The sequence below is a fragment of the Roseomonas sp. CCTCC AB2023176 genome (assembly GCF_042259275.1).
In the GTDB taxonomy this organism is placed as follows: domain Bacteria; phylum Pseudomonadota; class Alphaproteobacteria; order Acetobacterales; family Acetobacteraceae; genus Roseomonas.
The window spans coordinates 3,975,765-3,995,858 of record NZ_CP170086.1 but is presented as its reverse complement, the minus strand read 5'-3'; the positions used below and the strand labels follow the sequence as shown (position 1 = coordinate 3,995,858).

The window sequence follows — 20,094 nt, the reverse complement described above, 5'->3', positions numbered from 1 at the left end:
GATCGGTCGGGCAGAGCGAGGCGCCAGCATAGGGGAGAGCGAAGGCCCCGCGAAGCCGTGATCGTCCCGCGGGACTTGCGCCACGCCGTCCGGCCGGCCAAGCCGACGCCGCACAGGCCATAGGACCACGCGATGGAGAAGCGACGCGGCACCCGCGCGGACTACCGCCACCTGCTGGCGATCCCGACCCGCTGGGCCGACCTCGACGCCTACGCGCACGTCAACAACGTGGTCTACTACGCGTATTTCGACACGGTCGTCGGCGACTACCTCGTCCGCCACGGGGCGCTGAGCATCGCGACCTCCCCCGTCATCGGGCTGGTGGTCGAGACGGGGTGCCGCTTCTTCGCGCCGATCACCTTCCCGGACATCGTCACGGCAGGCTTACGCGTCGGGCGCCTCGGCAACACCTCCGTCCGCTACGAGATCGGCATCTTCCGCAACGATGAGGACGCCGCGAGCGCCGAGGGCCACTTCGTCCACGTCTACGTGGATCGGGGGACGCAGAAGGTGCCGACCCCCCTCCCCCCGATTCTGCGCGAGATCCTGACGCCTCTCGCCGTCAGCGCCTGACCGGTTCCAGCCCGAAGCGCACGCCGGCCCGCGCCAGGCCACCACCGAGGCCGACGGCGGTGCCGTCCGCCCGCCAGCACGCCGCGCCGGTCATCGTGCCGTCCGGCGCGAAGGCGATGGCGTTCATGCCGCCGCCCACCGTCTTCACGCGCTCGATCGCGTGGCCGCGGGCCCGGAGGGCGGCCTCCGTCTCCTCGGAGATCCCGGGTTCCAGGTGCAACGTGTGGCCCTGGGTCCAGACGCGCGGCGCCTCGATCGCCTGCTGCAGCGGCATCCGGTGGTCCAGCAGGTTGATGATCGCCTGCATGGCGGACCCGAAGATCTTGAGCCCCCCCGGCAGGCCCAGCGCGAAGGCGGGCCGCCCGTCCTTCAGCGCGATGGTCGGCGCCATCGAGGTGAAGACGCGCTTGCCCGGCTGAACCGACAGGGCGCGGCCGGGATGCGGGTCGAAGTTGTACATGTAGTTGTTCGCGATCATCCCCGTCCCCGGGATCGCGAACCGTGCACCGAAGAGCGAGTTGATGGTCTGCGTGGTCGCGACGACATTGCCTGCAGCGTCCGCGACGGTGACATGCGTCGTGTTGGCCGATTCCGTCAGGCCGATACCGGGCCCCCAGTTCCGGGCATGGGCCATGTCGAGCTCTGCCCGGCGGGAGACCGCGTAGTCCTTGGACGTCAGGCGGTGAACCGGCACGTCCACGAAGGCCGGATCGGCCGTCGCGACCGCGCGGTCGGCGAAGGCCATCTTCAGGACCTCGGCCAGCAGGTGAACCCCGTCCGGCGTGCCGAACCCGGTCGCGTGGAGGTCGAAGCCCTCCAGCACGTGCAGCATCTGTGAGATGTGGACGCCGGCGGAGGAAGGCGGCGGCGCGCCGAAGATCTCGTGGCCCCGGTAGAAGAGGCGGACAGGCTCCCGCTCGATCGGCGCGACGGCGAGCAGGTCCTCGCGCGTGATCAGCCCCCCATGCGCGGCCATGTGGTCCGTCACGGCGTCGCCGAGCGGCCCGCCATGCAGCGCGCCATCCCCGATGCGCGCGATCAACCGCAGCGTCTCCGCATAGGCCGCGCGCACGATCCGGCTGCCCGGCCGCACCGGCGTCCCGCCCGGCAGGAAGGTGGCCGAAAGACCGGCATCGGTCACGAGGTCGCTCGCGCAGTCCTCAACGCAGTCGTGCAGGTAGGGCGTCGCGAGCCAGCCGCGGGAGGCGTGCCGGATCGCCGGCTGCATCACGTCCTCCAGCTCCATCGTCCCGAAGCGCTGGAGGGTGTGGCACCAGGCCCGCAGCGCGCCGGGGACGGCGACCGCGCGGGGGCCCATGTGGTTCTCCCGCCCGATGGTCTCCTGATAGTCCGGCAGCGTGTCGGACACCGTGCGGTACATGTCCGGCCGCGCGGCCGCGGGCGCGGTGGACAGCCCGTCCACGATGACGTGTCGTCCATCGGCCAGCCGCACCTGCGCGACGCCGCCGCCGAGGATGCCGACCATCATCGGCTCCACGACCGTGAGCGTGAACAGCGCGGCGATGGCGGCGTCCACGGCATTGCCGCCCGCCAGCAGCATTTCCGCCCCTGCCGCGGAGGCCAGGGGATGGTTCGTGACCACCATGCCGCGATGGCCGGTGGCGGGGTGCTTCTCCGTCACGCAGGGTCCCTCACCAGCGGGCAGGTGGAACAGTGGATCCCGCCGCCGCCAAGGTAGACCCGGTCATAGGCGACGAGGCGGATGCCGATCCCCGCCTTGTCCAGCGCATCCTGCGTGCGCGGTCCGACCCGGTCACTCATCAGCACGCGTCCCGGACGGACAGCGAGGCAGTTGATGGCCCAGGACGGATCCTCGTGGTTCAGCGGGATCATCCGGACGCCAAGGCGCCTCAGCTCCTGCATGAAGACGAAGGGCAGGATGACCGGGTTCACCAGGGCGACGTCGTGGTCGAGCATGACCAGCGCGCCGTCGATGTGCAGCCGGTAGCCCGGGATCTGCACGCGGATGAGACGCGCCCCTTGGGTCGCCAGCACCTCCTCCACCTGCCGGGCCCCTTCCTCGTTCACGCGGGACGAAATGCCGATCACCGCGACGCCCGGCCGGATCCAGGCGAATGACCCGCCTTCGACCAGTCCGGTGCCGTGGATCGTGCGCAGGATGGGGGCGCCGAGGGCGGCAAGGGTCTCGGTGACCGGAGCCTCCTCGCCGCGTCGGATGCGCGGGCCCATGCGCGTGACGATCATCCCGCCGCCGACGGCAATCGCGGAATCCCGCGTGTAGATCGTCTTGTGCCGGCCGGCCGCCGCCCGCTTCATGAAGGCGACCTCGACCCCTTCCCCCCGCAGCGCCGTGACCAGCGCGTCGTGCTGCGCCTGCTGTTCCTCCAGCGTCGGCCGTACGTCGCCCCGCCAGTAGGCACCGGTCTTCGGGTCCCCGAAGGCGTCGAGCTCGGGGATGTAGGGCAGGTCGTCCACGACCTTCATCTCCTCGCCCGGCCGATGCATCAGCACCAGCCGCAGCCGCCCCACGTCGTCCGTGCAGCCCCATGGCGACCCCTTGGGGCGGCCCCAGGTGAAGGCCTGCTCCTCCTCCGTCTCGAAGGCCGGCTCGGGCTCCGAGGCGAAGCGCTCGATCAGCATGTTGTAGCGGTGGTCGAACTCGCTCATCGCCTGGGCCAAGGCGTTTCCTCCGTCTCAGGCTTCTCGTTTTCGCCGCAGGGCGAGGTCCAGCAGCAGCAGCAGCACCGTCATGCCCACCAGAAGGACAGCGACGGCGGCCATGGCGGGATCCAAGTTCTCGTTGATCCCATCCCAGATCTTGCGCGGCAGGGTGAAGACCCGGCGGGACGCGATGAACAGGACGATGACCAGCTCATCCCAGGAATGGATGAAGGCGAAGATCGCGCCGGAGACGATGCCCGGCGCGATCCGGGGCAAGATGACCCAGCGCAACGTCTGGGACAGCGACGCCCCCATACCCCGCGCCGCCGCTTCCAGCCGCGGGTCGAAGGCGGCGAGCGCGGTGGAGACGGTGATGACGACGTAGGGGATGCCCGTTACCCCATGCGCGATCGTCACACCGACGAACCGGTCCAGCAAGTCGAGCTTCGCGTAGGAGCGGTAGAGCCCGACGGCATACACCACGCTCGGGATGATGAGCGGAAGCAGCATCAGTGCCCGGACCAGATCCGTGCTACGGCGCGACAGGCGCCAGCAGCCGATGGCACACAGGGTGCCGAACACCACGGCGATCAGCGTCGAGGCCACCGCGATCCAGAGCGACTGCCAGATCGCGCCCGTCCAGGCCTCGCTCGTCAGCAGCCGCCCGTAGTGCTGAAGGGAGAGACCCTCATAGGGCAGGGACAGGAAGCGCTGGTCCGTCAACGACACTGGCAGGATGATCGTGATGGGCAGGATGAGGTAGAGCGCTGTCGTCCACGCCACGGCATTGTTCAGCCATCCCGGCCGGTAGCCGCCGGTCACGCGCCCGACCCGAACAGCCGGCGCAGGTTCACGACCCGCGAGAAGACTCCGAGCGTGCCGAGGATCGCGACCACGAGCATCGTCGCCATCATCGCGCCGAGGCCCCAGCGCAGCAGGTCGAGGATCTGCAGCTTGATCCACTCCGCGACCATGAGCGTCTTGCCGCCGCCGAGGATGGCCGGCGTGATGTAGAAGCCGAGCGAGAAGATGAAGACCAGCACGCCCGCCGCGATGACACCGGGCAGCGACAGCGGCAGGAAGATGCGCAGGAAAGACTCCGTGCGGCCCGCCCCCATCCCGCGTGCTGCTGCCAGGACACGCGGGTCGACCTCCCGCATCGTCGAGAGCATCGGAAGGACGGCGTAGGGCACCATGTAGTGCACCATGCCCACCACGATCCCGAACTCGTTCCAAACCAGCGCCAGGGGCTCCTGGATCGCGCCGATGGATTGCAGCCCCTGGTTCACCAGCCCCTGCCGCCGCAGCAGCGTCACCCAGGCGAAGGCGCGGACGAGCGTGCTGATCCAGAGCGGGACCAGAACTGCCAGCAGCCACCAGCGCTGTGCCTGCGGGCTGGCCATCGTGATCCGGTAGGCCAGCGCGTAGCCCAGCAGCAGCGCGAGCAGCGTGGTCGTCACGCCGATCCGCAGCGTGGTGCCGATGACGCGCTGGATGCTCTCGCTCGTGAAGAGCCGCTCGTAATTGGAAAGGCCCGGCGAGGGCTCCGTGAAGGAGATGACGAGGACCTGCGCGATCGGCGCGACGTAGAAGGCCGTCATGAGCAGGAAGGCCGGCGCAATCAGCCCCCACCACCCCGCCGCATGGCGCCCCGCCGGCGTCACGTCGGTGCGTCTTCGGCGACTGTCACGGCTGCACTGCGCGACCAGCCCAGCCGTACCGCCTCCCCCTCGGACGGTGCGGGGCCGCCGGCGGGCAGGTGGACGCGCAGCGGCCCGAACTCCGGCGTCTCGACCACCAGCGCGCGCCCGGCGCCGAGGTAGGAGGCAGCCAGCACCCGCCCCTCCACCGCGTTGTCGGCCGCCGCCCCGTCCAGCAGCAGCGACACCCGTTCCGGCCGCAGAGACAGCACCGTGCGCCCGGCCGGCGCAGCACCCGCGACGCGCACACGGGCTGTCCCGCGGCGCAGGACGAAACCGCCCGGCTCCTCCGCATCCACCGTTCCTTCGATGAAGTTGGACTTGCCGAGGAAGTCCGCGACGAACCGCGTGGCCGGCCGCTCGTAGAGCTCCTCCGGCGCCCCGGTCTGCACGATGCGCCCGTGATCGAGGATGGCGATGTGGTCGGAGAGGCTCAGCGCCTCCTCCTGGTCGTGGGTCACGTTGATGAAGGTGCGCCCGACGCGCCGGTGCAGCGCCCGCAACTCCTCCTGCAATTCGGCCCGCAGCTTCTTGTCGAGCGCCGAGAGCGGCTCATCGAGCAGCAGCAGCGCCGGATCGAACACCAGCGCCCGAGCAAGCGCCACCCGCTGCTGCTGTCCGCCCGACAACTGCGACGGCTTGCGATCCGCGAAGCGCGACAGTTGCACGAGGTCGAGCGCCCCCCGCACCTTCGCATCCCGTTCCGCCCGCCCCATGCGGCGAACCTTCAGCGGGAAGGCCACGTTCTCCGCCACCGTCATGTGCGGGAAAAGGGCATAGCCCTGGAATACCATGCCGAAGTCGCGCCGCTCCGGCGGCAGCGCCGTGATGTCGCGTCCGTCGAGCAGGACCGACCCTTCGCTCGGCTCCACGAATCCTGCGATGACCATCAGGATCGTCGTCTTGCCCGATCCGGACGGGCCGAGGAGAGTGAGGAACCCGCCACGCTCGACGTCCAGCGACGCGTCGCGCACCGCGACGAAGTCGCCATAGCGCTTCGTGATCCCGCGCAGCGACAGCGCGTGGCCGAAGGCCGTCACGTGGCCCCCGTCACGATGCATATCCCGGCTGTTCCCGGTCCAGCTTCCGCCGCAGCGCCTGCCAGGGAAGCCATCCCTTCGTCGGCCCCTCGCTGAACTGCGCCCGCGTCCGCGCCACGACCTCGGGTGGCGGAAGGGACAGCGGCGCGCCCGTAGACTGGGCCGCGACCTGGATGCGGCATGCCTGTTCCAGGTACCACATCCAGTAGAAGGCCTCGGCGACGGTCCGCCCCACCGTCAGCAGCCCGTGGTTTCGCAGGATCATGCAGGGCTTGTCGCCCATGTCCCGCACCAGCCGCTCGCGCTCGGACAGGTTGTCGTCCGCCGCGATCCCCTCGTAGCCATGGATCGCGACGCGGCCGTCAAACTCCATGCTGATCTGGTTCAGCGGCAGCAGCCCGCCCTCCTGCGCCGCGACCGTCATGCCGGCGATCGTGTGCGTATGCATGACGCAGGCCGCGCGTGGCGAGCCGAGGTGAAGCGCCGAATGGATGACGAACCCGGCCGGGTTCACCGGCCACGCTGCCGGCTGCGCCGGCTCCCCTTCCGCATCCACGACGACGAGGGAGGAGGCGGTGATTTCCTCGAACAGCAGGCCGTAGGGGTTGACCAGAAAGCGGTGCCCCTCGCCCGGCAAACGGACCGACAGGTGCGTGAACACCAAGTCCGTCATGCCGTACATCGCGACCAATCGATAGGCAGCCGCCAGGTCGCGTCGCAAGGTCCACTCGTCCGGCACGTGGTTCGGGTCGGGCCGCACGGGCGGCGGCGGCAGGGCCATGCTCAGTATCCCCGCACGGGGTCGTAGAGATTCGGCAATGGCTTCCCTGCTTCGAAATCCGCGATGGCGTCCGTGACGAAGCGAGCGCGTTCGCGCCGCCGCGCAATGCTCGCGACGTGGGGCGTGATGGTGACCTTGGGATGGGACCAGACCGGGCTGTCCGCCGCCAGTGGCTCCGGCTCGAAAGCGTCGAGCACGGCACCCGCGAGATGGCCAGAATCCAGCACTGCGATGAGGTCAGACAGGACAACATGCGCGCCGCGCGCCGCGTTCACGACCGCCGCCCCGCGCGGCAGCTGCGCCAGCAGCCGGGCATCCACGATCCCGTTCGTCTCGGGGGTCGCAGGCAACAGGCAGACGAGGATCTGCGTGCCCGCCAGGAACTCGTCGAGTCCCGCCGGCCCCGCGAAGGTTTCCACGCCCTCGACGCGCTTAGGCGATCGCGTCCACCCCCGCACGGGAAAGCCGAGGCCGCGCAGCATGGGCACGCAGGCTACGCCCAGCGTTCCCAGCCCCATGATCCCGACCGTCCGGTCCCGCGCCGTGAACTCGCCGGGCTCGTATTCCCAGCGCGCAACCGCCTGGTTCAGTGCGAAGTGGCGCGCGTTCCGCAGCAGCGAGAGGCAGGCCCATGCGACGTATTCGCCCATGCGCTGCCCCGTCTCCTCACCGCCCATGCGTACCAACGGAAGGTGTCGCGGCCAGGTCGGGTCCAGCGTGATGTGGTCCACCCCCGCCCCGATCGAGAAGATGGCGCGCAACCGCGGCAACGACGCCAGCCAGCCCGGCGGCGGTTCCCAGCACAACGCGTACTCCGCCTCTTCCGGCGTCGCTTCCGGCGCGTCGAAGGACGCGGTGCGCATCGAGGGGCGAAACTCCGCGAAGTAGCCGCGCCACTCCTCGGCCATGGCAGGACCGCCCGTCTTGATCAGCAGCACCGAGCCCCCTGCTTCGCGCCCCGCATCACCCCGTCACGATGTCCAGCATATCGGCATTGGCCTGCGTGTAGTTGTCGCCCCACCAGGTTCCGTTCAGCACGACCTGCTGCCGCGCGTTCCCCGGGTCCGTCGGGTTCACGCGCCGGAAGTCCTGAGGCACCAGCGCCGCCGCGCGTGGGTTGGTCGGCCCGTTGCCCAAGAACTTCAGCAGCTCGACCTGCGGCTCCGGGTTTGCGAGCATGGAGGCCAGCAACCGCTGCGCCATCTCCCCGCCGGGGTTGTTGCGGGGGATGACGAAGATGCCGGCCTGCAGCAGCCCCTGCGCCCAGGTGAACTTGATCCGCCCGTTCGTCTCGCGCTCCAGCACCGTCGCGCGGGTGTGCCAGATCATGCCCATCACTGCCTCGCCGGTGCGCATGAACTGTTCGGATTCAGATCCGTTATTCCAATAAACGGAGTTGCGTCTGATCTCCCTGATCTTCCCCAGCGCCGCCCGCAGGTCGATCGGGTAGAGGTTCGCCGGGTCCTTCCCGAGCGCCATCTGGGCCGCGTCCAGCGTCGCCAACGCGTCGCGCCGCAGCAGCCGCGTGCCGGGGAACCGCCGCAGGTCCCAGAAATCCGCCCAGGATGCCGGCGCCGTCGGGAACTTGCTGCTGTCATAGGCCAGCACGGAGGAGAAGGAGTACGGCGCGGCCCCGTGTTCCAGCACGAAGCCCGGATCGATCGAGTCCGACTTCTGCACGATGCCGTAGTCGATCGTCCGCACCGCGTTCTGCGACGCCAGCACGCGTGAGGAGGAGGCGGAGGAGTCACAGAGATCCCAGGTAACGCGCCCGCTGTCCACCATGCCCTTGATGCGCCCGGCGGACGGCCCGCTGCTGTCCTGTACGACGCGCCAGCCCGCATTCGTGCGCATGAAGGGCTCGCCGTAGAAGTTCTGGAAGCCCTGGTTGGCGACGCCACCCCAGTTGACCATGACGAGCTCGCGCGTGCCCTGCGCCGCGGCGTCGCGGCCGCCCAACGGCGCCAGTCCCAGCGCGGCCAGGGCGCCGAGCACCGTGCGCCGGTCCACCCGCCCTTCGCGGATGCGTCGCGCCGCGAGCTCGAGGCAATCCTGATGGAACTCCTGCGCCATCACCCATCCCCCTTGCCGCGGCCGAACCCCGGCGCGACGCTCGCGCCATGCCCGCACCGCCCACGGCCCACGACGACTGGGCAAGTTTGATACCAGCCCTGCGGAGCGCGCAATGAGCGCCCGCCTCTTTGCGCCGGACTTCCAGGCCCGTCCCTATTGGTGGGACGCGGCCGAACCCGCCGCGCGCGACACTCCGATGCCGCAGGGCGCAGAGGTCGCGATCGTCGGCGGCGGCTACGCCGGCCTCTCCGCCGCCCTCACCCTCGCGCGCCTCGGCCATCGGCCCGTTGTGCTGGACGCAGAGCGCATCGGCTGGGGCGCATCGTCGCGCAACGGCGGGATGGTCTCGGGCGGGCTGAAACTGGCCTCCGGCGCCCTGGCCAAGTCGCTCGGGGAGGACCGCGCCAAGGCCATCCTGCGCGACGCCGCCGCGTCCTTCCCCTTCATCGAGGAGCTGATCACCCGCGAGGGGATCGACTGCGACTACCTCCGCTGCGGCCGCTTCACCGCGGCCTGGACGGACGGCCACTACCGCGCCCTCGCCACCCGCGCCGACGCGATCGCCGAGGCCACCGGCCTGCCGACCGAGATGCTGCCGCCCGAACGGCAGCGCGAAGCCCTGGGCAGCGACCGCTACCGCGGCGGGATGAAGGCCGCGGCCTCCGGCAGCCTACATCCCGGCAAGTACGCCCGCGGTCTGGCCGAGGCCGCCGCGAAGGCCGGCGCCACCCTCGTGGACTCGACGCGCGTCGGCGCCATCACGCGCGCCGCCGACGGCTTTTCCATCCAGACCCCCCGCGGGAGCCTCAGGGCCGGCGCCGTCCTCGTCACGACGAACGGATATTCGCTCGGCCCCGACGGCGGAAGCGCCATGCCGTGGCTGGCGCGGCGCGTCATCCCCGTCGGCTCCTACATCATCGCGACGGAACCGCTTCCGGTGGGGACGATGGACCGCCTCTTCCCGGGACGGCGGATGATCGGGGACACGCGCCGCGTCCTGAACTACTTCCGCCCCTCCCCGGACGGCACGCGCGTCCTCTGGGGCGGCCGCGCCTCCTTCGGCCCGACGACGCCGGAACAGGCCGCGCCCGTCCTGCACGGCTTCATGACCTCCGTCTTCCCGGAGCTGAAGGACGTGCGCGTGACGCATGCCTGGACGGGCAACGTTGCCTTCACCTTCGACTTTCTGCCGCATCTCGGCGTGCAGGACGGCGTGCACTACGCCGCGGGCTGCCAGGGCTCCGGCGTCGCGATGGCCACCTGGCTCGGCCACCGCGCGGGGCTGCGGATCGCGGGGGCCGACAACGCGCCCTTCGCCCTCGCCGATCTACCCTTCCGCACGATGCCGACCTATTCGGGACGCCCCTGGTTCCTGCCCGTGGTCGGCGGCTGGTACCGGCTACGCGACCGCCTGGACCGCCTCGCGGCCTGACGGCGCGTCGCCAGCCTCGATCGCCTCGCGGATCACGGGGGCCAAGGCCCGGAACTCCGCCGCCCGCGGCGACCGCGCGCGCCACGCCAGCCCGAGGGTCCGGAACGCCGGCTCGTCCAGCGGCCGCAGCACCAGCCCCGCCCCGGCCAGGACGCCCCCGGTGACCGCGAGGCGCGGCACCAGCGTGATGCCCAGGCCTCCGGCGACCATCTGGATCAAGGTGTGCAGCGACGTCGCGGCGAAGCCCTGCCCGGACTGCGCGGCCGGCAGACGGCAGGCCGCGAGCGCGTGGTCACGCAGGCAATGCCCATCCTCCAGCAGCAGCAGCGGCTCCGTCGCCAGGGCGGCCATCGGCACGCTGGGCCGCTCGGCCATTCGGTGCCCGGGCGGCATGGCGACCAGGAAAGGGTCCTCCGACAGGACCAGCGTCTCCGCGCCGGGCAGCGAGACGGGAATGGCCAGCAGCAGCAGGTCCAGCCGCCCCGCCTCCAGCTCCTCCCCCAGCCGCGCCGTCATATCCTCCCGCAGCCAGAGCCGCAGCTGTGGATGGGCCGCCCGCAGCGCCGGCATGAGCCGCGGCAGCAGGAAGGGGCCGATCGTCGGGATGACGCCGAAGCGCAGCGGCCCGGTCAGCGGCTCCCGCCCCGCCCCGGCCGTCTCGGCGACCGCGGCCAGGGCGGCCAGGGCGTCACGAGCACGCGCCACGATCTCCAGCCCCAGCGGGGTGAACACGGGACGCTTCGCCGGCGTCCGTTCCAGGATGGCGGCGTCCAGCTGCCGCTCAAGCGCGATGACACCCGCGGAGAGCGTACTCTGCGTCACCCCGCAGGCCGTGGCGGCGCGCCCGAAATGCCCGTGCTCGGCAAGGGCGACGAGGTAGCGGAGTTGCTGCGAGGATGGCAGGATCATCGTTCACGTCGATCATCGCATCCAAAACAATTCATTGGAAGCCTGATGCTGCGGTGCAATATGTGATGCGTCCGAGGTCGGGCTGCGCCAGCAATGGCGCGGCCCGATCCGGCCTGACCCGCACCCAGAGGACAGATCGCATGCTGACGATCGGCGACCGCTTCCCCTCCTTCAAGCTCACCGCCGTCAAGGGCGGTCCCGAGGGCCTGGACCTCAAGACCTCCTTCACGACGATCACGGACGCGGACGATCAGGGCAAGTGGAAGCTTGTCTTCTTCTGGCCGAAGGATTTCACCTTCGTCTGCCCGACCGAGATCGTGGCCTTCGGCAAGCTGAACCGCGAGTTCGCGGACCGTGACACCGTGGTATACGGCGTCTCCACGGACAGCGAGTTCGTGCACATGAACTGGCGCCTGCACCACGCCGACCTGAAGGACCTGCCCTTCGCGATGCTCGCCGACATCAAGCGCGACCTCTCGGCGGGCTGCGGCATCCTCGACAAGAACGAGGGCGTGGCGCTCCGCGCGACCTTCCTCGTGGACCCCGAGGGCATCATCCGCTTCGTGTCGGTGAATGACCTGTCCGTCGGCCGGAACCCGCAGGAGGTCCTCCGCGTCCTCGACGCGCTGCAGACCGACGAGCTCTGCCCCTGCAACTGGCAGAACGGCCAGGACGTGCTGCGTCCGGCGGCCTGATCGCCGCCCGCCCCGCGCGGCGCGTCCGCGCGGGGCACCCCCGGCCGTGACTGGCCGGTTCGCCTCCCCCGACATCACCCGATCTGACGAGGAACGAGGACACCCATGTCCCTCGACGCCCTGCGCGACCGCATCCCCGAATACGCGCGCGACCTGCGCCTCAACATCGGCTCGCTCGCGACCGAGCCCGTGCTGACCGAGCAGCAGCGCGCCGGCACCTTCATCGTCTCCGCCCTGGCTTCGCGCAACGCCGAGGTGTCGAGCGCCGTCCTCGCGGAGTTCGCCCCGAAACTGTCTGCGGAAGCGCTGAACGCCGCGAAGGCTGCCGCCTCCATCATGGGCATGAACAACATCTACTACCGCTTCACGCACCTGGTGCACGGCGACTACGCGAAGATGCCGGCGAAGCTTCGCATGAACGTCATGGCCAAGCCGGGCGTCGAGAAGGCGGATTTCGAGCTGTGGTCCCTCGCCGTCTCCGCCGTGAACGGCTGCGGCATGTGCATGGAGAGCCACGAGAAGGTGCTGCGCGAGCACGGCGTGACGACCGAGCAGGTCCAGGCCGCCGTCCGCATCGCCGCCGTGGTCCACGCCGTCGCGGCCACCCTCGACGGCGAGGACGCGCTGCAGCAGGCGGCCTGACCGCCGCATGGGACGGCCGCGGCGCTTCCGCGCCGCGGCCTTCGCGCTCACGCCGCCTGCTGCTTCAGGTGCGGAAACATCGCGAGCCGCGCCGCCTCGTCCATCTCCGCCTTGAACGCGTGCCGGTCCTTCAACGCCAGCGCGCGGGCTGCCGCCGGGCGCGCCGCGATCTCGTCATGCAGGCGCTTGACGTTCGGCAGCGTGGCCCACGCGTCGTCGCCGAGCACGAAGGGCACCAACCGGGCCCATCCCCAGAACGCCATGTCCACGACGGAAAAGGCATCACCCACCAGGTATTGCTGCTTCGCAAGCCGCTCCTCCAGGATGCGCCAGTGCCGGCGCGCCTCGAAGGCGTAGCGGGTGACGGCGTAGTCCTTCGGCTCCGGCGCGACACGGGTGAAGTGCACGCATTGCCCGGAATAGGGTCCGATGCCGCTTGCGATGAACATCAGCCAGGACAGCATCTGCCCGCGATGCGCCGCCGGAGGCAGGAACTGCCCCGTCTTCTCCGCGAGGTAGAGCACGATGGCGTTGCTGTCGAAGACCGTCTGGTCCCCGTCCACGATCGCCGGGACCTTGGAGTTGGGGTTGATCGCCAGGAACTCCGGCGCGTGCTGCTCGCCCTTCCGCGTGTCCACGGGAACCGGCTCGTAGTCCAGCCCCATCTCCTCGAGGCACAGCGCCACCTTCGTCGGGTTCGGCGCGAGGTTGTAGTAGAAGCGGATCACGATCGGTTCTCCGGATGTCGCGGAGCGGCAAGTCCAGCCCGCGCGGCGCCGCGTGGCAAGCGCCGCGCGCCCACTCTCATCGCGCCGCCGGCGCGTCCAGCCTCATCGCGCCGCCGGCGGGTCCGGACGCTCCATGGCCGAGAACAGGCCGCGCAACGCGCCCGGCGTGAGCGCGGAGAGCGGGTTCACCATGACGTTCGGATCGGCCACGGGCCCCGTCGCCCGGAAGGTCACGGCAAAAAGCCCGCCCCCCGCTTCCGCGCTGAACAGCCGCCCGATGACCGGCAGGCGACCGAGCATCGAGTTGAACATGTAGGCCGGCACCACCGTCCCCTGCACCTCCATCGTGTCGCTCCGGCGCAGGATCCGCCCCCGGGCCGTGATGCCGAGCGAGGAAGAGAAGGCCTGTGCATCCGCGAAGCTCAGCGCCTCCTCCGTCAGGGTGAACGGTGCATAGAGGCGCGAGAACGCGAGCCCCGGCCCGCGCGCCGCGTCGGCAATCCCGTAGATCGTGAGCGCCTGCAGGAACTTCCCGACCGAGGGAGCATTCCGCAGGCTGAACTCCTGCACCTCCGCCACGGCGGTCAGGTCCGAGGCGAAGGCCGCACCCGACCAGGCGCCGGCGACGCGGATCTGCCCGCCCATCATGTCGTCGAACAGCCCCATCCCCCGCAGCACCGCGCCGGCGTCGTTGGACGCAACCTCCAGCGCCCGCCCGGCCCCGCGCGGCGCGATCGCCATGTCGAAGGGGCCGCCGCCCGAGCGGCCGGAGGCGCGCATGTCCCGAAGAGATCCCGTTCCGTCGAAGCCCACCGTCGCCGTCACGGGTCCGGCGGATCGCTGGTCGCCCAGCACGACGCGCTCGAAGCCCAGGTCCAGCAGCAGCGGTGGCCCGTTCCTCTCCTGGCCCCGCTGCTGGCCCGAAGGCCGGTCGGTGGCGCGCCCGATCATCGGTCGCAGGTCGGCCATCGGTCCCCGCAGCGCAATCCGCCACGGCCCGCGCGGCTCAGGCGGCAGGACGATGTTGCCGGCGGCGCGGCTCTCCCCGATGCGGGCCTCCGCGATGTCCACGCGGGTCACGCGTTCCCGCGCGCCGAAGGTCAGCGCACCGCGGAACAGCAGGTCCGGCGCTTCGACCCGCACGCCCTCCATCGCCCGCAGGCTCTCGCCCTGCAGCCGCAGCGTCCCTTCCCCCGTGCCGGCGGTCCCCGGGCGCTTGATGTACGCAAGCGGCCCGAGGTCGATCTGCGCCTCCCGCAGGTCGCCGCGCAGCGCGACCCGCCCCTCCCCGTTCCGGCGCCGCTCGACATTCGCGACGACACTGACGGGACCGCGCACCCAGTCCTCCGCGTCCACGCCGAAGGCCGTGAAGGCCGTGGCGTCCGCCCGTCCCTCGGCCCGCACGCGCTCCGTCACCTGCGTCGGGGGCCCGCCGCGGAAGTCCAGCTCCGCCTGGACCCGCGACGGAACCGGTCCCAGGTTCGCTTGCCCGCTCACCCGCAGCCCCGTCAGGTCCACCGAGAGGTCCAGGTTCGCCCGCTCCAGCGGCTGTCCCGCGACGAGCCCGGCGATCCGCCCGTTCGTCAGCTTCGCGTTGGCCGAGAGCTGCATGCGCTCCACCGGCAGGTCGGCGATCAGCGGAAACGCGATGCTGAGCGTCCCGTCGAGGGTCCCGGACGGCTCCCGCAGGTCCAGCGGCTTGCGCTCGAAGAGACGGAGCCGCGGGTGTTTCAGCACCTCCAGCGTATCCGCGAAGGGTCCGGCCAGCCGGACGTCCAGCACGAGCCGCTCCGTCCCCCCGAGATCGGTGATGCGCAGCCGCCCCTCCGAGGCACGGATGGCCGTTCCGGCCTGGTGGCCGCTCCGGACCGCGACGCCGATCTCCTCCTTTCCGAAGGTCAGGACGGCGTCCACGCCCTCGAAGGGCGGGATGGGGCGGAGCCAATGGACCGTCGCGCCCTCGACGCGCAGCGTCCCGCCCGCGCCGAGCAGCCGCATCGTCTCGCGCTGCCGCCGATCTCCACCTCCGCCCACCAGTCTCCGTCCCGGGCCGTGCCGCTCGTCAGGTTCTCGACGATCCAGCGGCGTGCCCCCTCCGCCACCCCCTCCGGCCAATAGGCCCGGAGGTCCGTCACGGTGAGTTCGTCGAGGCGCAGCTCGGCCCGCACCCGCCAGGCCTCCCCGAAGCGGGATGCGTTGCCGCGCATGGTGATCCGCGGCGCCGCCGCGCCTGCCCGCGCAGGGCGCGGGCGCAGTTCCGCTCCCTCCACCCGAACCGTGGTCCCGTCCGTGGCCAGCCCGAGCGTGACCGCGGCGAAGGGCGTCCGCAGCCCGCCCGCGACGATCTCCCCCTGCCCCACCTCGATCGAGGCACGGCCCTCGAAGGCACGGTCCGCAAAGGCGAACCGGGCTGAGAAGCGGGCGGAGACCGGCGCGTCCAGCGCCTCCATCGGCGCGAGCACCGGCAAGGTCCGCGCGATCGCCGCCGGGCTGACGGAGGGCAGTTCGAGCGACCCCTCCGCCACCATGGGGTCGCCCCCGCCCGCGCCCGCACCCGCACCGGGATGCTCTGGTCGCCGATGACGAGCGATGCGTCGCCGTCGCCCTCCAGCTCCTCCCGCGCCGCGCGCCGGATCGTGGTGCCCAGCCCGGCGAGCGTCCAGGCGATGCCGAGCGCCTCGTCCCAGACCCGCACCGTGCCGTTGACGACGGAAATCTCGCGCAGCGCCGCCAGCGGGCTGTCATGCGGCTGCGGCTTCAGCAGGTCCTGGAGGTTGAGATCATCCTCCTCCGGCGCCGGCCCCGGCTGCGCCGTGTCCGACGGAACGCCGAGGTCGAGGGTGATGCCCGTCTCCTGCCCGCGCCGGAGCATCGCATAGGGCCCGTGGAGCACGACGCGAGTCGGCGCGACCTGGCCGGTCAGCAGCCGGGGGACGGACAGCCAGGCCTCGAGGGACGGGATCGCCGCCCGCTGCACGCCCGCCGCGTCCAGCATGCGCAGCCCCTCCACCCGCACCGCAACGGGCAGGGGTTCGCCGGCGTGCCACCCCGACCAGGCGAGGGACACGCCCTCCAGTTCGACCCGCGCGCCGGGGACGATTCCCGCCGCCTCCCGCGACAGCAGCGCCCGCAGCGCCCCTGTCGCGGCATCGAGGGAAATCGGCCCTTCCTTCAGCCGCCAGGCCAGCGCCGTGAGGCCCAGCCCGGCGACGATCACCACCAGCATCGCGCACCGGATCAGCCGGGACGCCCAGCGGCCCCCGGCCCGCCCCACTTGACCCGCGGCCTGCCTCACGGTGTGACTGCACCGGCATGTCGGATGCCGCGACCATCCGCCGGGTCCCCCCGCGCCGCACGACCCGGCCGCCGCCAACCGCCTGATCGAAGACTTCTCGGAACGCGGGGCAGCCGGCGCGGCCTTCGCCGTGAGCGCCTCGGGCGCCGCCCTCCTCGCCGCGCTCGGGGGTCATTCCCCCTTCCTCGCCGACCTCGCCGTGCGGGAACAGGCGACGCTCATCCGCTTCGATGAGGCCGGGGCGGACGCGGCCTTCGCTGCGGCCACGGCGCCGCTGGGCCGCGTGGACACGGGTGCCAGCACCGCCCAGCTCGGCGCCATGCTGCGACAGGCGCGGCGCCAGGCCGCGCTGGTGATTGCCGCCGCCGACCTGACCGGCGCCTGGAACCTGGACCAGGTCACCGGCGCCCTCTCGACGCTCGCCGAGACGAGCATCGACCTGGCCTGCGCCCACCTGCTGCGCGAAGCCGCGGCGCGCGGCGACATCGCCCTGCCAAACGGCACCAAGCGAGACCCGAAGGCCGCGTCCAAGGGCTCCGGCCTCGTCGTCCTCGGCATGGGGAAACTGGGCGGGAAGGAGCTGAACTACTCCTCCGACGTGGACCTGATGGTCCTCTTCGACCCGGAGGCCGCGACGCACCCCGAGCGCGCCCAGGCTACCTATGTCCGCCTCGCCCGCGACCTGGTGAAACTCCTGGAGGAGCGGACGGCCGAAGGCTACGTCTTCCGCACCGACCTCCGCCTCCGCCCCGATCCCGCGGCGACGCCGCTGGCCGTCTCCATCCCCGCCGCCATCACCTACTACGAATCTTTCGGGCAGAACTGGGAACGCGCCGCCATGCTGAAGGCGCGTCCCGTGGCCGGCGATCGTGGACTCGGGGAGCATGTGCTCTCGGAGATAAGGCCGTTCGTCTGGCGACGACACCTGGATTTCGCGATGATTGCCGACATCCATTCGATCAAGCGCCAGATCCACGCGGTCCACGCCACCAAACGCGGCGCGGGGGCGGAAATTGCGGTGGCGGGTCACGACGTGAAGCTCGGCCGCGGCGGCATCCGGGAGATCGAGTTCACCGCCCAGGTCGCCCAATTGATCTGGGGCGGTCGTGACCCCGCGCTGCGGGACCCGACCACCCTCGGGGCGCTGGCCGCCCTCGCCCGGGCCGGCCGCATGGACCGGCGGGCGGCCGCCGAACTGGCGGACGCCTACGTCTTCCTCCGCGACGTCGAGCACCGGGTCCAGATGGTCGCCGACCGCCAGACCCACCGCATCCCGGAGGACGAGGACGGCGTCGCCCGCATCGCCTCGTTCATGGGCTTCCCGGAGGTCGGCGCCTTCGCCTCCACCCTGACCGGGCACCTCAGCCGCGTCGCCGGCCATTACGCCCGACAGTTCGAGGGCGCGCCCTCGCTCGCCGCGGCCGAAGGGGTGGAGGGCGATGGCAACCTCGTCTTCACGGGAACGGACGACGATCCCGCCACGCTCGGAACGCTCTCCCGCATGGGCTACGCGAACCCGTCCGCCGTGTCCTCCACGGTCCGGGGCTGGCATCACGGCCACCGCCGCGCGACGCGGACCGAACGGGCGCGGGAACTGCTGACGGCACTCATGCCCGCGATCCTCCGCGCCTTCGCCCGGCAGCGCGAACCCGACGCCGCCCTCGCCCGTTTCGACTCCCTGTTGGAACGGCTGCCGGCGGGGGTGCAGGTCCTCTCCCTGTTCCACCGGAACCACGGGCTGCTGGACCGGGTCGCCGGCGTCCTCGGCGCAGCGCCGGCGCTCGCGGACCACCTGGCGCGGGTGCCCTCCGCCATCGAGGGATTGCTCGCCGGCGGCGTGGGGCAGGCGGCCGCGGCCCTCCCCGCCCTCGTCGCATCGTCCCGCCACTATGAGGAAGCGCTGGAGGCTGCCCGCCGACTCGTCACCGAGGGCAAGTTCGAGGTGGACGTCGCGGCGCTGGAAGGCGCGCTGGACGCCGACGCGGCGGGCCTCGCGCGGAGCGACCTTGCGGACGCCGCGATCGCCTCCCTCTTCCCCGCGGTCGCGGCGGAGTTCGCGACGCGCCACGGCAAGGTGCCGGGCGGGGCGATGGCGGTCGTTGCCATGGGCAAGCTCGGCGGGCGGGAGATGCTGCCGGGCTCGGACCTCGACCTCGTCCTCATCTACGACCACGCGCCGACGGAGGACGGCGTCGCGACGGAGAGCGCGGTGCCCGCGCCCTCCCTGTCCCGACCTACTACGCCAAGCTGGCCGCCGCCTTCGTGGCCGCCCTGACCGCGCCGGGCGCGGAGGGCAAGCCCTACGAGGTGGACATGCGCCTCCGCCCCACCGGCAACAAAGGCCCCGTCGCGACGAGCATCGCCTCCTTCGAGCGTTACCACGGCCCCCGGCGCGACGACGGCGGCGGGGAGGCCTGGACCTGGGAACGGATGGCCCTGACCCGCGCCCGCCCGGTCACCGGCCCCGCCGCGCTGCGCAAGCGCATCGCCGAGGCCTGCCGGACCGCCGTCATCATCCATGCGGGCCAGCAGGCCATCGCCGACGCGCTGGCCATGCGCACCCGCATGCTGCGCGACTTGCCGCCCGACGGACCCTGGGACGTGAAGGCCATGCCCGGCGGCCTCGTGGAGGTCGAGTTCATCGCCCAGGCCCTGCAATGCGCCCACGCCGCGAAGAACCCGAGGATCCTCGCGGCGAGCACGCGCGATTCGCTCTCGGCACTCGCCAAGGCCGGCATCCTGCCGCCCGACGAGGCGGCCATGCTGATCCGCGCCGACCGCTTCTGGCGGACCCTGCAATCCCTCCTTCGCCTCACCGTCGGGCGGTGGAAGGAGCCGGCGCTGCCGGAACCGGCCGCCCACGCCATCCTGCGCGGCCTGGCGCCGGCCTGCGAGGAGGCGCCGGTTGACCTCCCCTCGTTGCGCACACAGATGGGCCGGGTCGCGACCGAGGTCCGCGCCGCCTTCGAGCAGCGGATCGGCCGGCCGTAGCGCGCGGATCGTGGACGGGCGGGGGCCCGGGGCACGGCCGCGATCCAAGGGGGATGAACCGATGGGCGTGACCACCACGGGCGTGGATGTCGGCGACACCGCGCCGGACTTCGACCTGCCGACGAATGGCGGCGGCCGCGTCTCCTCGGCGGCGCTGAAGGGCAAGTCCTACGCCATCTACTTCTACCCGAAGGCCGATACCTCCGGCTGCACCGTGCAGGCGCAGGGTGTGCAGGCGGCGCTGGCGCAGTTCGTGAAGGCCGGCGTGACCGTGATCGGCGTCTCGCCCGACCCGGTGAAGCGCCTCGACGCCTTCGCCAAGAAGTTCGGCCTGACCTTCCCGCTGGCGGCCGACGAGGCCCAGACGCTTGCCGGGGCCTACGGCACCTGGGTCGAGAAGAGCATGTACGGCAAGAAGTACATGGGCATGGAGCGCAGCACGTTCCTCGTCGGCGCGGACGGGAAGGTGAAGGCGGTGTGGCGCAAGGTGAAGCCGGCGGATCACGCGGACCTGCTGCTCGCCGCGGTCAAGGACCTCTAGGCACGGCCAACGCTCCGCCCGCCCCGGCGGCGGGCGGGAACCGTCACGCCA

General features: G+C 71.5%; 19 protein-coding genes. 7 read left to right on the top strand and 12 right to left on the bottom strand.

Going from position 1 to position 20,094, the window contains the following annotated elements; translation table 11 throughout:
* The first annotated feature begins 132 nt into the window (after window positions 1–132).
* Window positions 133–573: an acyl-CoA thioesterase gene (locus ACE7GA_RS19975; RefSeq protein WP_376090514.1), complete on the top strand. Its 441-nt coding sequence runs from the start codon at window positions 133–135 to the stop codon at window positions 571–573.
* Here ACE7GA_RS19975 and ggt read toward each other — a convergent pair.
* Genes ggt through ACE7GA_RS19935 form a run of 8 tightly spaced genes read right to left on the bottom strand, consistent with a single transcriptional unit; the run spans window position 563 to window position 8,810 of the window.
* Window positions 563–2,215, bottom strand: a complete 1,653-nt coding sequence (ggt, locus tag ACE7GA_RS19970) for a gamma-glutamyltransferase (RefSeq protein ID WP_376090511.1) — start codon at window positions 2,213–2,215, stop codon at window positions 563–565. The two genes, ACE7GA_RS19975 and ggt, sit on opposite strands and share 11 nt — an antisense overlap.
* The gene (locus tag ACE7GA_RS19965) at window positions 2,212–3,234 is read right to left on the bottom strand and encodes a dimethylarginine dimethylaminohydrolase family protein (RefSeq protein ID WP_376090508.1); all 1,023 of its coding nucleotides are present in this window, start codon (window positions 3,232–3,234) and stop codon (window positions 2,212–2,214) included. The genes ggt and ACE7GA_RS19965 overlap by 4 nt, the downstream gene beginning before the upstream one ends.
* A 15-nt stretch (window positions 3,235–3,249) precedes the next feature.
* Window positions 3,250–4,038 carry an ABC transporter permease gene (locus ACE7GA_RS19960; protein ID WP_376090505.1) on the bottom strand — a complete coding sequence of 263 codons (789 nt, stop codon included), beginning with the start codon at window positions 4,036–4,038 and terminating at the stop codon, window positions 3,250–3,252.
* Complete coding sequence (locus ACE7GA_RS19955; protein ID WP_376090502.1) at window positions 4,035–4,880, bottom strand: ABC transporter permease; 846 nt, start codon at window positions 4,878–4,880, stop codon at window positions 4,035–4,037. Before ACE7GA_RS19955 ends, ACE7GA_RS19960 begins: the two co-directional genes overlap by 4 nt.
* A complete protein-coding gene (locus ACE7GA_RS19950) occupies window positions 4,877–5,977 on the bottom strand; it encodes an ABC transporter ATP-binding protein (protein WP_376090499.1) in 1,101 nt (366 codons plus the stop codon). Before ACE7GA_RS19950 ends, ACE7GA_RS19955 begins: the two co-directional genes overlap by 4 nt.
* Window positions 5,967–6,737, bottom strand: coding sequence for a class II aldolase/adducin family protein (locus tag ACE7GA_RS19945; RefSeq protein WP_376090496.1), 771 nt, complete (start codon window positions 6,735–6,737; stop codon window positions 5,967–5,969). The genes ACE7GA_RS19950 and ACE7GA_RS19945 overlap by 11 nt, the downstream gene beginning before the upstream one ends.
* Window positions 6,738–6,739: 2 nt before the next feature.
* Window positions 6,740–7,675 carry a 2-hydroxyacid dehydrogenase gene (locus ACE7GA_RS19940; RefSeq protein ID WP_376090493.1) on the bottom strand — a complete coding sequence of 312 codons (936 nt, stop codon included), beginning with the start codon at window positions 7,673–7,675 and terminating at the stop codon, window positions 6,740–6,742.
* Between the two features lie 25 nt (window positions 7,676–7,700).
* Window positions 7,701–8,810, bottom strand: coding sequence for an extracellular solute-binding protein (locus ACE7GA_RS19935; RefSeq protein WP_376090490.1), 1,110 nt, complete (start codon window positions 8,808–8,810; stop codon window positions 7,701–7,703).
* A gap of 112 nt (window positions 8,811–8,922) precedes the next feature.
* Between ACE7GA_RS19935 and ACE7GA_RS19930 the strand changes: the two genes are divergently transcribed.
* Window positions 8,923–10,242 carry an NAD(P)/FAD-dependent oxidoreductase gene (locus ACE7GA_RS19930; RefSeq protein WP_376090487.1) on the top strand — a complete coding sequence of 440 codons (1,320 nt, stop codon included), beginning with the start codon at window positions 8,923–8,925 and terminating at the stop codon, window positions 10,240–10,242.
* Here the strand turns inward: ACE7GA_RS19930 and ACE7GA_RS19925 are convergent.
* On the bottom strand, window positions 10,210–11,151 hold the full coding sequence (locus ACE7GA_RS19925) for a hydrogen peroxide-inducible genes activator (RefSeq protein WP_376090484.1): 942 nt from the start codon (window positions 11,149–11,151) through the stop codon (window positions 10,210–10,212). The genes ACE7GA_RS19930 and ACE7GA_RS19925 overlap by 33 nt on opposite strands.
* Before the next feature lie 140 nt (window positions 11,152–11,291).
* On the opposite strand from ACE7GA_RS19925, the gene ACE7GA_RS19920 reads away from it, so the two are divergent.
* Complete coding sequence (locus ACE7GA_RS19920; protein ID WP_376090481.1) at window positions 11,292–11,846, top strand: peroxiredoxin; 555 nt, start codon at window positions 11,292–11,294, stop codon at window positions 11,844–11,846.
* Window positions 11,847–11,951: 105 nt separating this feature from the next.
* Window positions 11,952–12,488 (top strand): carboxymuconolactone decarboxylase family protein, encoded by a 537-nt coding sequence (locus ACE7GA_RS19915; RefSeq protein ID WP_376090478.1) that lies wholly within the window; start codon window positions 11,952–11,954, stop codon window positions 12,486–12,488.
* Between the two features lie 47 nt (window positions 12,489–12,535).
* Here ACE7GA_RS19915 and ACE7GA_RS19910 read toward each other — a convergent pair whose 3' ends face one another.
* From ACE7GA_RS19910 to ACE7GA_RS19900, 3 genes are all read right to left on the bottom strand, one after another.
* Window positions 12,536–13,216 carry a glutathione S-transferase family protein gene (locus tag ACE7GA_RS19910; protein WP_376090475.1) on the bottom strand — a complete coding sequence of 227 codons (681 nt, stop codon included), beginning with the start codon at window positions 13,214–13,216 and terminating at the stop codon, window positions 12,536–12,538.
* 102 nt (window positions 13,217–13,318) lie between these two features.
* Window positions 13,319–15,214: an AsmA-like C-terminal region-containing protein gene (locus tag ACE7GA_RS19905; RefSeq protein WP_376090472.1), complete on the bottom strand. Its 1,896-nt coding sequence runs from the start codon at window positions 15,212–15,214 to the stop codon at window positions 13,319–13,321.
* Entirely contained in the window at window positions 15,115–15,744 is a 630-nt protein-coding gene (locus tag ACE7GA_RS19900) for a hypothetical protein (protein WP_376090469.1), read from the bottom strand. The genes ACE7GA_RS19905 and ACE7GA_RS19900 overlap by 100 nt, the downstream gene beginning before the upstream one ends.
* A gap of 774 nt (window positions 15,745–16,518) precedes the next feature.
* Here ACE7GA_RS19900 and ACE7GA_RS19895 point away from each other — a divergent pair.
* The 3 genes from ACE7GA_RS19895 (at window position 16,519) to bcp (ending at window position 20,043) form a co-directional block, all read left to right on the top strand.
* Window positions 16,519–18,786, top strand: coding sequence for a bifunctional [glutamine synthetase] adenylyltransferase/[glutamine synthetase]-adenylyl-L-tyrosine phosphorylase (locus ACE7GA_RS19895; protein WP_376100396.1), 2,268 nt, complete (start codon window positions 16,519–16,521; stop codon window positions 18,784–18,786).
* A complete protein-coding gene (locus tag ACE7GA_RS19890; RefSeq protein ID WP_376090466.1) occupies window positions 18,774–19,502 on the top strand; it encodes a hypothetical protein in 729 nt (242 codons plus the stop codon). Before ACE7GA_RS19895 ends, ACE7GA_RS19890 begins: the two co-directional genes overlap by 13 nt.
* A 61-nt stretch (window positions 19,503–19,563) precedes the next feature.
* A complete protein-coding gene (gene bcp, locus ACE7GA_RS19885) occupies window positions 19,564–20,043 on the top strand; it encodes a thioredoxin-dependent thiol peroxidase (protein ID WP_376090463.1) in 480 nt (159 codons plus the stop codon).
* Window positions 20,044–20,094 lie beyond the last annotated feature (51 nt).

Bases quoted from the DNA above. Each gene is read 5' to 3' on its own strand.
- ACE7GA_RS19975 (WP_376090514.1), top strand. From the start codon at position 133: ATGGAGAAGCGACGCGGCACCCGCGCGGACTACCGCCACCTGCTGGCG.
- ACE7GA_RS19925 (WP_376090484.1), bottom strand. From the start codon at position 11,151: ATGATCCTGCCATCCTCGCAGCAACTCCGCTACCTCGTCGCCCTTGCC.
- bcp (WP_376090463.1), top strand. From the start codon at position 19,564: ATGGGCGTGACCACCACGGGCGTGGATGTCGGCGACACCGCGCCGGAC.
- ACE7GA_RS19920 (WP_376090481.1), top strand. From the start codon at position 11,292: ATGCTGACGATCGGCGACCGCTTCCCCTCCTTCAAGCTCACCGCCGTC.
- ACE7GA_RS19945 (WP_376090496.1), bottom strand. From the start codon at position 6,737: ATGGCCCTGCCGCCGCCGCCCGTGCGGCCCGACCCGAACCACGTGCCG.
- ACE7GA_RS19900 (WP_376090469.1), bottom strand. From the start codon at position 15,744: ATGGTGGCGGAGGGGTCGCTCGAACTGCCCTCCGTCAGCCCGGCGGCG.
- ACE7GA_RS19935 (WP_376090490.1), bottom strand. From the start codon at position 8,810: ATGGCGCAGGAGTTCCATCAGGATTGCCTCGAGCTCGCGGCGCGACGC.
- ACE7GA_RS19915 (WP_376090478.1), top strand. From the start codon at position 11,952: ATGTCCCTCGACGCCCTGCGCGACCGCATCCCCGAATACGCGCGCGAC.
- ACE7GA_RS19950 (WP_376090499.1), bottom strand. From the start codon at position 5,977: ATGCATCGTGACGGGGGCCACGTGACGGCCTTCGGCCACGCGCTGTCG.
- ACE7GA_RS19905 (WP_376090472.1), bottom strand. From the start codon at position 15,214: ATGCGGCTGCTCGGCGCGGGCGGGACGCTGCGCGTCGAGGGCGCGACG.
- ACE7GA_RS19930 (WP_376090487.1), top strand. From the start codon at position 8,923: ATGAGCGCCCGCCTCTTTGCGCCGGACTTCCAGGCCCGTCCCTATTGG.